We start from the raw sequence: 13,503 nt of genomic DNA, 5'->3' as shown, positions 1-13,503 counted from the left end.
CGCAGTTAATTGACGTATGACACTCATCGAACCGAAAAGAGGTGCTAGCATAGAGCCATTAGTCGACCTCAGTACGCACCTTCACTAGTAGTCAAGATATGACCGAGCCAGAAGACCCCAGCCGTGAGCGTCTCAAGCAGCACTTTGCCCAGCGGGTAATTCATCAGGCACGTCAAATTCTTGAGATCTGGCAGCGCCTGCAGCGCAGCGAATGGTCCGACGTCGACTTCTCCGAACTCAGCGAAGCCAACCTGCGACTGCTGCGCTTCGCCGAACGCTTCGAACAGCCCGAGCACCACCAGTTGGCCCAGCATATCGGCGAGTCGCTCAAAGCGGTGGACGCCAATCGCGGCCGCCTGAGCAGCCAACTGATCACCGAAATCAACCGCCTGATGCAACGCCTGTCCCGCACCGGCCTGCGCCAGGGCGACCAGCTTGAGCAAACCTTCCTGCCGCCGATGCGCAAGCCGATCTACGTGATGCTGGCCGATCACGATCGCGCCGAGCGCCTGGCCAAGCAACTGGAATTCTTTGGCTTGAGCGCCCAGTCCCTGGACAGCGTGGCGGCGTATCGTGTGGCGATGGCCGAGCGCCTGCCGTCGGCGATTGTGATGGACGTGGACTTCTGCGGCCCGGGTCTGGGCCTCCAACTGGCCGCCGAGGCCCAGGAAGGCCTGGAGCAAAAGCTGCCGTTGCTGTTTTTCAGCCTGCATGAAACCGACACCCCGACCCGCCTCGCCGCCGTGCGCGCCGGCGGCGAAGAGTTCCTGACCGGCACGCTGGAAGCCTCGAGCCTGCTGGAAAAGATCGAAGTGCTGACCTGCGTTGCGCAGTACGACCCCTATAAAGTGCTGATCATCGACGACTCACGGGCGCAGGCGCTGCACACCGAGCGCCTGCTCAACAGTGCCGGCATCATCACCCGCACGCTGATCGAGCCGATCAAGGCCATGGCCGAGCTGGCGGATTTCCAGCCCGACCTGATCATCCTCGACATGTACATGCCCGCCTGTACCGGCACCGAACTGGCCAAGGTGATTCGTCACAACGACCGTTACGTCAGCGTGCCGATCATCTACCTGTCGGCCGAGGACGACCTGGATAAACAGCTGGACGCCATGAGCGAAGGCGGCGACGACTTCCTCACCAAGCCGATCAAGCCGCGCCACCTGATCACCACCGTGCGCAACCGCGCGGCCCGTGCGCGCAACCTCAAGGCGCGGATGGTGCGCGACAGCCTGACCGGCCTGTACAACCACACCCATATCCTGCAACTGCTCGAAGACTGCAGCTTCCGCGCACGCCGCGAGAACAAGCCGTTGAGCTTTGCCATGCTCGACATCGACCACTTCAAGCGGGTCAACGACAGCCACGGCCACCCCATGGGCGACCGGGTGATCAAGAGCCTGGCGCTGTTTCTCAAACAGCGCTTGCGCAAGACCGACTACATCGGCCGCTACGGCGGTGAAGAGTTTGCGATTGTGATGCCCGATACCGACCTGGAATCGGCCTGCAAGGTGCTGGATGAGATTCGTGGGCGCTTTGCCGAAATTCACTACCCGGCCCAACCGCATGACCTGTGGTGTACCTTCAGCGCCGGGCTGGTGGAGTTGTGCGACGACTCCGACAGCCTGATGATGGCCACCCTAGCCGACGAAGCGCTGTACCGCGCCAAGGATGCCGGACGCAATCGCGTTCAAGCCGCGCGCACATCAAAGCAAAGTGCCATCTTTTCACCGGAATCCAGTGATTCCGTCATAACTTTGTAACGGAAACGCAATAACTTCAGGCACTTAACTTTTGCTGTCGGTTGAAACCACGCATGCGCCTGAAGCTGCTGACCAATCTCAACACCCTCCTTCTAGTGGCCGTGTGCTTGGCACTCGGGGCGACGCTCTGGTGGTCGCAACGCGCGCTGGAACGGCCTTACTTGCTGATGGAACGCTACCTGGGGTTGTCGCAGACCTTCCAGAACCAGGCCGCACGCAATATCGACGACTACCTGGCCAGCGGCGACGCCCTGCGCCTGAGCAGCGCCAGCCAAAGCCTGGAAAGCCTGCTGCAGCACTTGGATGAATTGCCTGCCGACCTCGCGCAAAGCCTGCGCCCCAGTCTGATGGAACTCGATACCTTCAGCAAAACCGACCTGCTCGCCGCCGGCAAACTGGCCGGCGACCCGCAAGCGCTGCTGCTGCAAGCCGAGCGCGAATTGGGCGCGAACCTGGAGCAACTGAGCCAGTACGCCAGCGGGGCCAATTCGCCCGACGCGGCGCGCTACCTGCCGCCGCTGCTGGCGGCCTCGCAGCACCTGGGCAAGCTGTCCCTGGCCCGCGACAAGCTGGTGAGTAGCGGGCGGGCGGAACTGGCGGATGATGTGGAGCGCGAAGTCGGCAATATCCGTGGCCAGGCCGACCTGCTGGAGCAACTGCCCTTACTCGGGGTCAAGGCCAGCGCCGGCTCGAACACCGATGACTTTTCGGCACTGATGGGCCTGGAAAACAGCGAAAAAGCCGAAACACAAGACACCGGCGTCGACCTCAAGCGCGAACTCAACAGCCTGCTGACCCGCTACCCGGCCGAACTCAAGCGTACCCGCGAGCAAATCCAGCAGCGCGCCAACCTGGCCGCCAGCACCCAACTGAAAATCGCCGCCGTGCAACAGGCGATCGCGGGCCTGGAGCCGGTCGTGCGTGGGCAACACGCCGCGATCCAGGGCGAAGTGCGCCTGATGCAAGGGGTGATGATCGGCCTGATCCTGCTGATCGCGCTGCTGATCGATACCCTGCAACGGCGCCTGGCGCGGGTGCTGACCAACCTGGCACCGGCCCTGTCGACCTGGGCCGAAGGCGACTTCAGCCAGCCGATTGCCCTGGGCAAGACCAACCGCGAACTGCGCGACATCGAAGCCTCCCTCAACCGCCTGCGCGCCTATCTGGTGGACTTGGTGGGCACCATTCGCGGCAATGCCGAGGAAGTGGCGGGCAGCAGTCGCGCCCTGGCCGAGTTGAGCAGCGGCCTACACGACGGCGCCGAGCGTCAGGCCGGGGACACCGCGCAGATCCGCGACTCGCTGGGCGAACTCGAAGCAACCATCCAGCAGGTGGCCGGCGACGCCAGCCAGGCCGCCGGCGCCAGCCGCAGCGCGGGCCAGGCGGTGGAACAAGGCCAGCGGGTGATCGGCCTGAGCCTGACCGGGCTGCATGCGCTGGTCGGCGAAGTGCAGCAAAACGCACAGATGATCGAGAAACTCGCCGAAGAGTCCGCGACCATCGGCGGCGTGTTGACGGTGATTCGCTCGATAGCCGACCAGACCAACCTGCTGGCGCTCAACGCGGCCATTGAAGCCGCCCGCGCCGGGGAAGCCGGGCGCGGTTTCGCCGTGGTCGCCGACGAAGTGCGCTCCCTGGCCCAACGCACCGCAGGCGCCACCGCCGAAATCCAGGGCCTGATCGCCGGCCTGCAAACCGCTGCCCGCCAGTCGGTGGAAGGCATGCGCGCGCAGGTCGAACACGCCGAAGCCACCGCCCAGCAAGCACAAGCGGCCGACGGCGCGCTGGATGAAATTGTCGGAGCGATACAGACCATTTCCGACACCGCCGTGCGCATCGCCGATGTGACCGCGCAGCAGAGCGGTGCCGTGAGTGAGATCCGCGATAACAGCGAACGGATTCATCAGCTGGGTGAGGACAACCTGCTACGCATCGGCCAGGGCCGCAGCCAGGGTGAACACCTGTTGGTGCTGGGCGGCCAACTCAACACTGCCGTCCAAGCCTTCCGCGTCTGACCCGATCTAGCGCCATGCGAAGAACCAATGTGGGAGGGGGCTTGCCCCCGATAGCGGTGTGCCAGTCTCAATATCTGTAACTGATCCACCGCTATCGGGGGCAAGCCCCCTCCCACATTTGACCTCCTGTGTTTTCAAAATCGTGTTGCCAATGACCAGGCCGGGCAACTTGGTCACAAATTTTGCGCAATCCTCGCTAATCGTGCAGCCTACTGCATAGAACTGGACAGTCATAAAGACTTTGCGGCATAGTCGCCGGGTTCTGCCGTACCCACATCAATAACAAGGAACAGCCGATGGCGACCTTACTGGTTCTTCACGGACCCAACCTGAACCTGCTCGGCACCCGCGAACCGGGCGTCTACGGGGCTGTGACCCTGGAACAGATCAACCTCGATCTGGAGCGACGGGCTCGTGAAGCCGGCCACCATCTGCTGTACCTGCAAAGCAACGCCGAGTACGAATTGATTGATCGCATCCACGCCGCGCGCGGCGAAGGCGTGGACTTTATCCTGATCAATCCCGCCGCTTTTACGCACACAAGTGTTGCATTACGTGACGCGCTGCTGGCGGTGAGCATCCCATTCATCGAAGTGCATTTGTCGAACGTGTACAAACGCGAACCTTTCCGCCATCACTCTTACTTCTCCGACGTTGCGGTAGGAGTGATCTGCGGCCTTGGCGCCAGCGGTTACCGACTGGCCCTGGAGGCCGCCCTGGAACAACTTGAACAACCGGCCAAGCGCCCCTGACCGACCCTTGGGAGTTGATGATTCATGGATATCCGTAAAGTTAAGAAACTGATCGAACTGCTGGAAGAGTCCGGTATCGACGAGCTGGAAATCAAGGAAGGCGAAGAGTCCGTCCGGATCAGCCGTCACAGCAAGACTCCGGCCCAGCAGTTCTACGCGCCACAGATGCAAGCCCCGGCACCCGCTGCTCCGGCTGCCGCACCTGCTGCCGCCGCGCCTGCCGCCCCGGCCGCGCCTGTGCTGAATGGCTTCGTGGTCAAGTCGCCAATGGTCGGTACGTTCTACCGCACCCCGGCACCGACCTCGCCAGCCTTCGTTGAAGTCGGCAAGACCGTGAAAGTGGGCGACACCATTTGCATCGTGGAAGCGATGAAAATGATGAACCACATCACGGCCGAAAAAGCCGGCGTCATCGAATCCATCCTGGTAGAAAACGGTCAGCCGGTTGAATACGACCAGCCGCTGTTCACCATCGTTTGAACCGCGGAGCGCCTTCGATGTTGAAACCTGCGAAGAAACTGCAAAAAGTCCTGATCGCCAACCGCGGCGAGATCGCGCTGCGTATCCTGCGCGCCTGTAAGGAAGAGGGCATCAAGACCGTCGCTGTTTACTCGACGGCCGATACCGAACTGATGCACGTAAAACTGGCGGACGAAAGCATCTGCATCGGCCCGCCACTGGCCGCGAACTCGTACCTGAAAGTCGCGAACATCATCGCCGCCGCAGAAGTGACCGGCGCTGATGGCATTCACCCGGGCTACGGCTTCCTCGCGGAAAACGCCGATTTCGCCGAACAGGTGGAAAAGTCCGGGTTTGCCTTCATCGGCCCGAAAGCCGAGACCATTCGCCTGATGGGCGACAAGGTCTCGGCCAAGGACGCCATGATCGAAGCCGGCGTGCCAACCGTTCCCGGCTCCGACGGCCCGCTGCCTGAAGACGAGACAACCGCTCTGCGCATTGGTCGCGAAGTCGGTTACCCGGTGATCATCAAGGCCGCAGGCGGCGGCGGTGGTCGCGGCATGCGCGTGGTGCATAAAGAAGAAGACCTGATCGAAGCGGCCAAGCAGACTCGCTCCGAAGCGGCTGCCTGGTTCGGCAACCCGATGGTCTACCTGGAAAAGTACCTGACCAACCCACGTCACGTGGAAGTGCAGGTGCTGTCCGACGGCCAGGGCCACGCCATCCACCTGGGCGACCGCGATTGCTCGCTGCAACGTCGTCACCAGAAGGTATTGGAAGAAGCACCGGCACCGGGCCTGGACGAGAAAGCCCGTGAGGAAGTGCTCGCGCGTTGCGTCAAGGCATGCATCGACATCAACTACCGTGGCGCCGGTACCTTCGAGTTCCTCTACGAGAACGGTCGTTTCTACTTCATCGAGATGAACACTCGCGTACAGGTAGAACACCCGGTTTCGGAGATGGTCACCGGTATCGATATCGTCAAGGAGATGCTGAGCATCGCCGCCGGTAACGAGCTGTCCTTCACCCAGGACGACGTGAAGATCCACGGCCACTCCCTGGAGTGCCGGATCAACGCCGAAGACCCGAAAACCTTTATCCCGAGTCCAGGCCTGGTCAAGCATTTCCATGCTCCAGGCGGCAACGGCGTTCGCGTCGATTCGCACCTGTACAGCGGCTACAAGGTTCCGTCCAACTACGACTCGCTGATCGGCAAGCTGATCACCTGGGGCGCCACCCGTGACGAGGCCATGGCCCGCATGCGTAACGCCCTGGACGAAATCGTGGTCGACGGCATCAATACCAACATCCCGCTGCATCGGGATCTGGTCCGTGATGAAGGCTTCTGCAAAGGTGGTGTGAACATTCACTACCTGGAACACAAGCTGGCCAACCAGTAAGTGCTCCACCCAACAAAGCCGCCTTCGGGCGGCTTTGTTGTTTCTGTGCGCTCTATTTTGAAGATGCACACAGTCCAAATGTGGGAGGGGGCTTGCTCCCGATAGCAGTGTGTCAGTCAACTTATCTGAGACTGAACCACCGCTATCGGGGGCAAGCCCCCTCCCACATTTGACCGGCGTACAGTCAGCACAGTCGTCTTCTGCCCGCCGCTCGCGTAAACTTGCGCGCTTTCGCAGCCCCTCCCCGCTGCACACTCATTTTTTCAAAGGTGCCCGCCATGCCTTGGCTGCAAGTCCGTCTCGCCATCAGCCCAGAACAAGCCGAAACCTACGAAGACGCGTTCCTTGAAGTGGGCGCCGTCTCGGTGACCTTCATGGACGCCGAAGACCAGCCGATCTTTGAGCCGGAACTCAACACCACCCCACTGTGGTCCCACACCCACTTGCTGGCCCTGTTCGAAGACGGCACCGATGCCGCCGCCGTCCTGGCCCATATGGAACTGCTCACCGGCGGCCCGCTGCCCGAGCACCACAGCGAAATCATCGAAGACCAGGACTGGGAACGCAGCTGGATGGACAATTTCCAGCCGATGCGTTTCGGCCAGCGCCTGTGGATCGTCCCGAGCTGGCATGCCGCGCCTGAACCAGAGGCGGTGAACCTGCTGCTGGACCCGGGCCTGGCGTTCGGCACCGGCACACACCCGACCACCGCGCTGTGCCTGGAATGGCTGGACGGCCAGGACCTGAACGATTGCCACGTGCTGGACTTCGGCTGCGGCTCGGGGATTCTGGCGATTGCTGCCCTATTGCTGGGCGCCAAGGAAGCCGTCGGCACCGATATCGACGTACAAGCCCTGGAAGCCTCCCGCGATAACGCCGGGCGCAACCACATTGCTGAAAGCAAATTCCCACTGTACCTGCCGGAGCAATTGCCCCAGGTGCAGGCGGATGTGCTGGTGGCCAATATCCTCGCCGGTCCGCTGGTGGCCCTGGCGCCGCAGTTGTCGAGCCTGGTCAAGCCGGGGGGCCGTCTGGCACTGTCGGGCATCCTCGCCGAACAGGGTGACGACGTTGCCGCCGCCTATGCACAGGATTTCGAGCTCGACCCGATCGCCAATCGTGATGGCTGGGTACGCATCAGCGGGCGTCGGCGCTAGAATGAGCGCTTGCCTGAATCGGATGGCCGCATGACCGACAGTTTCGTCACCCAGTGCCCACATTGCCAAACGCGCTTTCGCGTCAGCCATGCTCAGTTGAACGTGGCACGCGGTGTCGTGCGCTGCGGCTCGTGCCTGCAAGTGTTCAACGCTGCGCGCCAGTTGCTGGAGCAGCGCGCCCACGCGCAAGCGCCGAAGCCTGAACAGCCGGCCACAGCGGAACACGCCGCCGAGGCGCCCCGGGCAATCAGCCAGAAGCAGTGGACAGCCCAAGAGCTGGACCTGGACAACCTGGACCTGGACGAAGAGCTGGCCAAGCTGGAACGCCGCGAGATTCAGCACACCCAGCCGCAGGGTGCGGAACGCCGTCAAGGCGCCGACCGGCGCAAAAAGGAAGATGCCCTCAGCGCCAGCCGCGACACGATCAAGGCCGAGGAAGAAAAATGGGCCGCCAGCCTGTTCAGCGAACCGCCTGAAGAACGCGCCAAGGCGCCCGAAGACGAACCTGAACCGGCAAATCCCTCTGCGACCAAACAGCGCACCGAGCCGTCAATGTCACTCGACACCGACGACATCGACGATGAGCCACCACTGCGCGCCACGCCCGCCGATGAGCACGAGCAACTCGACCCGCCCGTGAGCGCTGTCAGCGACGAAGCCGACGAACCTGAACCCGACGAGCGCCCGCTGTCCGGCCGCAAGCGCTCGCGCACTGCCGCCAGCGCCCACGACGACCTGCTGCAGGATCTCGAAGATGACCCGCTGCACTTGTACTCAGGCAAACGCCCGTCGAGCTGGGGCCGTCGCCTGATCTGGCTGCTGCTGGTGCTGATCGCCGCCGCCGGCCTCGCTGGCCAGTACATTGCCTACCAATTCGACGACCTGGCGCGCCAGGACGCCTATCGCCCGTGGTTCCAGCAACTGTGCCCGACACTGGGCTGCACGGTGCCATCACGGGTCGATATCGCGCACATCAAGAGCAGCAACCTGGTGGTGCGCAGCCACCCGGAATTCGCCGGCGCGCTGGTGGTGGATGCCATCATCTATAACCGTGCGACGTTCTCCCAGCCGTTTCCGCTGCTGGAACTGCGGTTTGCCGACCTGAACGGCAGCCTGATCGCCAGTCGTCGCTTCAAGCCCGCCGAATACCTGAGCGGTGAGTTGGCCGGGGTCAGCGAAATGCCGTCGCAGACGCCGATCCATATCTCCCTCGACATCCTCGACCCCGGCAACAAAGCCGTGAATTACAGCCTGAGCTTCCACTCGCCCGAGTGAATCGGCTCGGTCACCGAGGTTTGACGGCAGATTATTGACCGGACCGCCGGCAACCAAACCAGCAGCGATAAAGAAATAACTGTTCAGATTTTATCCAATTCAGCCTTTATCCAGTCATCGAGAGCGGGTATCATGCCAACCCTTTTTCGAACTCTAATGATCCGGCCCCACAACAGGGAAGTCCTATGTCGGCGGTACGCATCGGCCCATACACATTGCACAATGGCTTGATTCTCGCCCCAATGGCGGGAGTCACCGACCAGCCCTTTCGTCAGCTGTGCAAGCGTTTGGGCGCGGGTCTAGTAGTCTCGGAAATGGTCACCAGCGACATGAGCTTGTGGAACACCCGCAAATCGCGGCTGCGCATGATCCACGAAGGCGATCCCGAGCCCCGCTCGGTGCAGATCGCCGGTGGCGATGCACAGATGCTGGCGCAGGCGGCCCGGGCCAACGTGGAGCTGGGCGCGCAGATCATTGATATCAACATGGGCTGCCCGGCCAAGAAGGTCTGTAACAAGGCCGCCGGTTCCGCGCTGTTGAAAGATGAACAGTTGGTCACCGAGATCCTGCAGGCCGTTGTCGCCGCAGTGAATGTACCGGTCACCCTGAAGATTCGTACCGGTTGGGACCGGGACAACAAGAATGGCCTGACGGTGGCGAAGATCGCCGAACAGGCGGGTATTTCAGCGCTGGCGGTGCATGGCCGCACCCGCGCCGACCTTTACACCGGTGAAGCCGAGTACGACACCATTGCCGCGATCAAGCAGGCGGTGTCGATGCCGGTGTTTGCCAATGGCGATATCGACTCAGCCGAGAAAGCCCGGCGCGTGCTGCACGCGACCGGCGCCGATGGCCTGTTGATTGGCCGGGCCGCCCAGGGGCGGCCGTGGATTTTTCGTGAAATCGAGCATTTTCTGCGTACCGGCGAGCTCCTGCCGGCACCGGGGTTGATCGAGGTGGAACGTATTCTGCTAGAGCATCTGGCCGCCCTGCACGTCTTCTATGGAGACGTGATGGGAGTACGCATTGCTCGCAAGCATGTCGGCTGGTATCTCGCAACCCTGCCGGGCGCCAGGGAGTTTCGCGCCCAGTTCAATCGTTTGGATGATACGCAAGCACAGGTCGCCACCGTTCGAGAGTACTTCAGCGAGCGTGACAAGAGCCTGGTGACAGGGGACGGAGAAGGGGTGGCCGCATGACGACGATGACCGAGACTTTAGTGAGTGGAACAACACCCGTGAGCGACAACGTCAATTTGAAACAGCACCTCAACACGCCGAGCGAAGAAGGCCAGACCCTTCGCGGGAGTGTCGAGAAGGCGCTGCACAATTATTTCGCCCACCTTGAGGGCGCTTCCGTCACGGACGTGTACAACCTCGTGCTCTCCGAAGTCGAGGCGCCCTTGCTCGAAAGCGTGATGAACTACGTCAAGGGCAACCAGACCAAAGCCAGTGAACTGCTGGGTCTGAACCGTGGCACCTTGCGCAAAAAGCTCAAACAATACGATTTGCTGTAAGCATTCAATCCGACCAGAAAGGCGCCCGCGTAACACCGGTCGCCTTTTTTGCTGACTCCTTTGCTTTTGATGGAAATTGAAATGACCGACCAGACCACCCGCCTGCCGATCCGCCGCGCCTTGATCAGTGTCTCCGACAAGACCGGGGTTCTCGAATTTGCCCGGGGGCTGGAAGCCCTGGGTGTGGAAATCCTCTCCACGGGCGGGACCTTCAAACTGCTGCAGGACAACGGCGTGGCCGCAGTTGAAGTCGCGGACTACACCGGTTTCGCAGAAATGATGGACGGTCGGGTCAAGACCCTGCACCCGAAAATCCACGGTGGCATCCTAGGCCGTCGTGGTATCGACGAGGCCATCATGAACGAGCACGGCATCAAGCCGATCGATCTGGTCGCGGTGAACCTCTACCCGTTTGAAGCTACCATCAACAAGCCGGGCTGCGACCTGCCGACCGCCATCGAAAACATCGATATCGGTGGCCCAACCATGGTTCGCTCGGCCGCCAAGAACCACAAAGACGTGGCCATCGTGGTCAACGCCAGCGACTACGCCCAGGTGCTTGAAAGCCTGCAAGCCGGTGGCCTGACCTACGCCCAGCGTTTCGATCTGATGCTCAAGGCGTTCGAACACACTGCCGCCTATGACGGCATGATCGCCAACTACATGGGCACCGTGAACCAGGCCGCCGAGACCCTCAGCACAGAAGGTCGCAGCCAGTTCCCACGGACCTTCAACAGCCAGTTCATCAAGGCCCAGGAAATGCGCTACGGCGAGAACCCGCACCAGAGTGCGGCGTTCTACGTGGAAGCCAAGCCGGCCGAAGTGGGCATCGCCACCGCGACCCAACTGCAAGGTAAAGAACTGTCCTACAACAACGTGGCCGATACCGACGCCGCGCTGGAATGCGTGAAGAGCTTCGTCAAGCCGGCCTGCGTGATCGTCAAACACGCCAACCCATGCGGCGTGGCCGTGAGCCCGGACGCTGAAGGCGGTATCCGCCAGGCCTACGAACTGGCCTACGCCACCGACACCGAATCGGCCTTCGGCGGCATCATCGCCTTCAACCGCGAACTCGACGCCGAGACCGCCAAGGCCATCGTCGAGCGTCAGTTCGTCGAAGTGATCATTGCCCCGTCCGTCAGCGAAGAAGCCCGCGCCATCGTCGCCGCCAAAGCCAACGTGCGCCTGCTGGCCTGCGGTGAGTGGTCGGCTGAACGTGCCGCTGCCTGGGACTACAAGCGCGTCAACGGCGGCCTGCTGGTGCAAAGCCGCGACATCGGCATGATCAGCAGCGCCGATCTGAAAGTGGTGACCAAGCGCGCGCCGACCGAGCAGGAAATCAACGACCTGATCTTCGCCTGGAAAGTGGCCAAGTACGTTAAGTCCAACGCCATCGTCTACGCCAAAAACCGCCAGACCATCGGTGTCGGCGCCGGCCAGATGAGCCGCGTAAACTCGGCGCGTATCGCTGCGATCAAGGCTGAACACGCCGGTTTGCAGGTTGCGGGCTCGGTGATGGCGTCCGACGCGTTCTTCCCGTTCCGCGACGGCCTGGACAATGCCGCGAACGCTGGCGTGACCGCGGTGATCCAACCGGGCGGCTCGATGCGTGATGCCGAAGTGATTGCTGCTGCTGACGAAGCCGGCATCGCCATGGTCTTCACCGGCATGCGCCACTTCCGTCACTAAACAGCACCGCTTCCCGACTGTAGGAGCGAGCTTGCTCGCGAAAAGCTCAAAAACGCCACGGGGTGTCAGGTTTCCCTCGTTATCGTTGACGACCTTCGCGAGCAAGCTCGCTCCTACAGGGAAGCACAGCGTTTCTCAGAGGTTTTTGAAATGAATGTTTTGATCATTGGCAGCGGTGGCCGTGAACACGCCCTGGCCTGGAAAGTTGCCCAGGACCCACGCGTCCAGAAAGTATTCGTAGCCCCCGGCAACGCCGGCACCGCCATTGAAGCCAAGTGCGAAAACGTCGCCATCGACGTGCTGGCGCTGGAACAACTGGCAGACTTTGCCGAGAAAAACGTTTCCCTGACCATCGTCGGTCCGGAAGTGCCCCTGGTTGCCGGCGTCGTCGACCTGTTCCGCAGCCGCGGCCTGGATTGCTTCGGCCCGACCGCCGGCGCGGCCCAACTGGAAGGCTCCAAGGCGTTCACCAAGGATTTCCTGGCGCGCCACAAGATCCCGACCGCCGACTACCAGAACTTCACCGAGATCGAGCCGGCCCTGGCTTATCTGCGTGAAAAAGGCGCGCCGATCGTGATCAAGGCCGACGGCCTGGCTGCGGGCAAAGGCGTGATCGTCGCCATGACCTTGCAGGAAGCCGAAGACGCCGTGCGCGACATGCTCGCCGGCAACGCCTTCGGTGAAGCCGGTTCGCGCGTGGTCATCGAAGAGTTCCTCGACGGCGAAGAAGCCAGCTTTATCGTGATGGTCGACGGCAAGAACGTCCTGCCGATGGCCACCAGCCAGGACCACAAGCGCGTCGGCGACGGCGACAGCGGCCCGAACACCGGCGGCATGGGGGCTTACTCCCCGGCCCCGGTGGTCACCAGCGAAGTGCACAAACGCGTGATGGACCTGGTGATCTGGCCAACCGTGCGTGGCATGGCCGACGAAGGCAACGTGTACACCGGTTTCCTCTACGCCGGTCTGATGATCGACAAAGCCGGTAACCCGAAAGTCATCGAGTTCAACTGCCGCTTCGGCGACCCGGAAACCCAACCGGTGATGCTGCGCCTGCAATCGAGCCTGGTGCTGCTGGTGGAAGCCGCACTGGCCCAGGCCCTGGACAAGGTTGAAGCGCAGTGGGACCCACGTCCGAGCGTCGGCATTGTGCTGGCGGCCGGTGGTTACCCTGCCGACTACGCCAAGGGCGATGTGATTGAAGGCCTGGACGCGGCGGCGACGCTGGAAGGCAAGGTGTTCCATGCGGGCACCGCGCTCCAGGACGGCAAGGTCGTAACCGCAGGTGGCCGTGTGCTGTGTGCCACGGCGATGGGCGCCAGTGTCGACGCCGCGCAGCAACAGGCCTACAAGCTGGCCGCAAAAATCAGCTGGAAAGGCTGCTTCTACCGCAAAGACATCGGCTATCGCGCGATTGCCCGTGAACGTGGCGAGACGCATTAAGTCGCTATCCGTTCGGTTAGGTGAGGGC

11 protein-coding genes and 1 pseudogene are annotated in these 13,503 nt (G+C 62.1%); 11 read left to right on the top strand and 1 reads right to left on the bottom strand.

The features are described 5' to 3' along the window. Positions 1 to 98 precede the first annotated feature (98 nt). From ACS5Q8_RS03070 to purH, 10 genes are all read left to right on the top strand, one after another. Entirely contained in the window at positions 99 to 1,769 is a 1,671-nt protein-coding gene (locus ACS5Q8_RS03070) for a diguanylate cyclase (protein ID WP_276196325.1), read from the top strand. 53 nt (positions 1,770 to 1,822) lie between these two features. Next, positions 1,823 to 3,784 (top strand): methyl-accepting chemotaxis protein, encoded by a 1,962-nt coding sequence (locus tag ACS5Q8_RS03065; RefSeq protein ID WP_465159818.1) that lies wholly within the window; start codon positions 1,823 to 1,825, stop codon positions 3,782 to 3,784. 296 nt (positions 3,785 to 4,080) lie between these two features. Beyond that, on the top strand, positions 4,081 to 4,536 hold the full coding sequence (aroQ, locus tag ACS5Q8_RS03060; protein ID WP_017849665.1) for a type II 3-dehydroquinate dehydratase: 456 nt from the start codon (positions 4,081 to 4,083) through the stop codon (positions 4,534 to 4,536). 24 nt (positions 4,537 to 4,560) lie between these two features. After that, positions 4,561 to 5,016: an acetyl-CoA carboxylase biotin carboxyl carrier protein gene (gene accB, locus ACS5Q8_RS03055; RefSeq protein WP_276196323.1), complete on the top strand. Its 456-nt coding sequence runs from the start codon at positions 4,561 to 4,563 to the stop codon at positions 5,014 to 5,016. 17 nt (positions 5,017 to 5,033) lie between these two features. Then, positions 5,034 to 6,395: an acetyl-CoA carboxylase biotin carboxylase subunit gene (accC, locus tag ACS5Q8_RS03050; protein ID WP_276196322.1), complete on the top strand. Its 1,362-nt coding sequence runs from the start codon at positions 5,034 to 5,036 to the stop codon at positions 6,393 to 6,395. A 278-nt stretch (positions 6,396 to 6,673) separates the two neighbouring features. Beyond that, positions 6,674 to 7,552: a 50S ribosomal protein L11 methyltransferase gene (gene prmA / locus ACS5Q8_RS03045; RefSeq protein WP_276196321.1), complete on the top strand. Its 879-nt coding sequence runs from the start codon at positions 6,674 to 6,676 to the stop codon at positions 7,550 to 7,552. Positions 7,553 to 7,582: 30 nt separating this feature from the next. After that, the gene (locus ACS5Q8_RS03040) at positions 7,583 to 8,827 is read left to right on the top strand and encodes a DUF3426 domain-containing protein (protein WP_276196320.1); all 1,245 of its coding nucleotides are present in this window, start codon (positions 7,583 to 7,585) and stop codon (positions 8,825 to 8,827) included. A 185-nt stretch (positions 8,828 to 9,012) separates the two neighbouring features. Then, positions 9,013 to 10,026, top strand: coding sequence for a tRNA dihydrouridine synthase DusB (gene dusB / locus ACS5Q8_RS03035; protein WP_247398770.1), 1,014 nt, complete (start codon positions 9,013 to 9,015; stop codon positions 10,024 to 10,026). Then, entirely contained in the window at positions 10,023 to 10,343 is a 321-nt protein-coding gene (gene fis, locus ACS5Q8_RS03030; RefSeq protein WP_043049474.1) for a DNA-binding transcriptional regulator Fis, read from the top strand. The genes dusB and fis overlap by 4 nt, the downstream gene beginning before the upstream one ends. An 81-nt stretch (positions 10,344 to 10,424) precedes the next feature. Next, the gene (gene purH, locus ACS5Q8_RS03025; protein WP_276196319.1) at positions 10,425 to 12,032 is read left to right on the top strand and encodes a bifunctional phosphoribosylaminoimidazolecarboxamide formyltransferase/IMP cyclohydrolase; all 1,608 of its coding nucleotides are present in this window, start codon (positions 10,425 to 10,427) and stop codon (positions 12,030 to 12,032) included. 15 nt (positions 12,033 to 12,047) lie between these two features. Here the strand turns inward: purH and ACS5Q8_RS03020 are convergent. Then, positions 12,048 to 12,161: pseudogene (locus ACS5Q8_RS03020) on the bottom strand (outer membrane lipoprotein carrier protein LolA); the annotation flags it as partial. 21 nt (positions 12,162 to 12,182) lie between these two features. Between ACS5Q8_RS03020 and purD the strand changes: the two are divergent. Further along, entirely contained in the window at positions 12,183 to 13,475 is a 1,293-nt protein-coding gene (purD, locus tag ACS5Q8_RS03015) for a phosphoribosylamine--glycine ligase (protein ID WP_276196318.1), read from the top strand. Positions 13,476 to 13,503 lie beyond the last annotated feature (28 nt).

Source organism: Pseudomonas sp. PAMC25584 (assembly GCF_058135675.1).
Note: the sequence above shows the minus strand (reverse complement) of the source record. Positions and strands in the feature narration are given on the sequence as shown.

Coding starts and splice junctions, on each gene's coding strand:
- dusB (WP_247398770.1), top strand. CDS start 9,013: ATGTCGGCGGTACGCATCGGCCCATACACATTGCACAATGGCTTGATT.
- fis (WP_043049474.1), top strand. CDS start 10,023: ATGACGACGATGACCGAGACTTTAGTGAGTGGAACAACACCCGTGAGC.
- purD (WP_276196318.1), top strand. CDS start 12,183: ATGAATGTTTTGATCATTGGCAGCGGTGGCCGTGAACACGCCCTGGCC.
- aroQ (WP_017849665.1), top strand. CDS start 4,081: ATGGCGACCTTACTGGTTCTTCACGGACCCAACCTGAACCTGCTCGGC.
- ACS5Q8_RS03070 (WP_276196325.1), top strand. CDS start 99: ATGACCGAGCCAGAAGACCCCAGCCGTGAGCGTCTCAAGCAGCACTTT.
- ACS5Q8_RS03065 (WP_465159818.1), top strand. CDS start 1,823: ATGCGCCTGAAGCTGCTGACCAATCTCAACACCCTCCTTCTAGTGGCC.
- purH (WP_276196319.1), top strand. CDS start 10,425: ATGACCGACCAGACCACCCGCCTGCCGATCCGCCGCGCCTTGATCAGT.
- ACS5Q8_RS03040 (WP_276196320.1), top strand. CDS start 7,583: ATGACCGACAGTTTCGTCACCCAGTGCCCACATTGCCAAACGCGCTTT.
- accB (WP_276196323.1), top strand. CDS start 4,561: ATGGATATCCGTAAAGTTAAGAAACTGATCGAACTGCTGGAAGAGTCC.
- prmA (WP_276196321.1), top strand. CDS start 6,674: ATGCCTTGGCTGCAAGTCCGTCTCGCCATCAGCCCAGAACAAGCCGAA.
- accC (WP_276196322.1), top strand. CDS start 5,034: ATGTTGAAACCTGCGAAGAAACTGCAAAAAGTCCTGATCGCCAACCGC.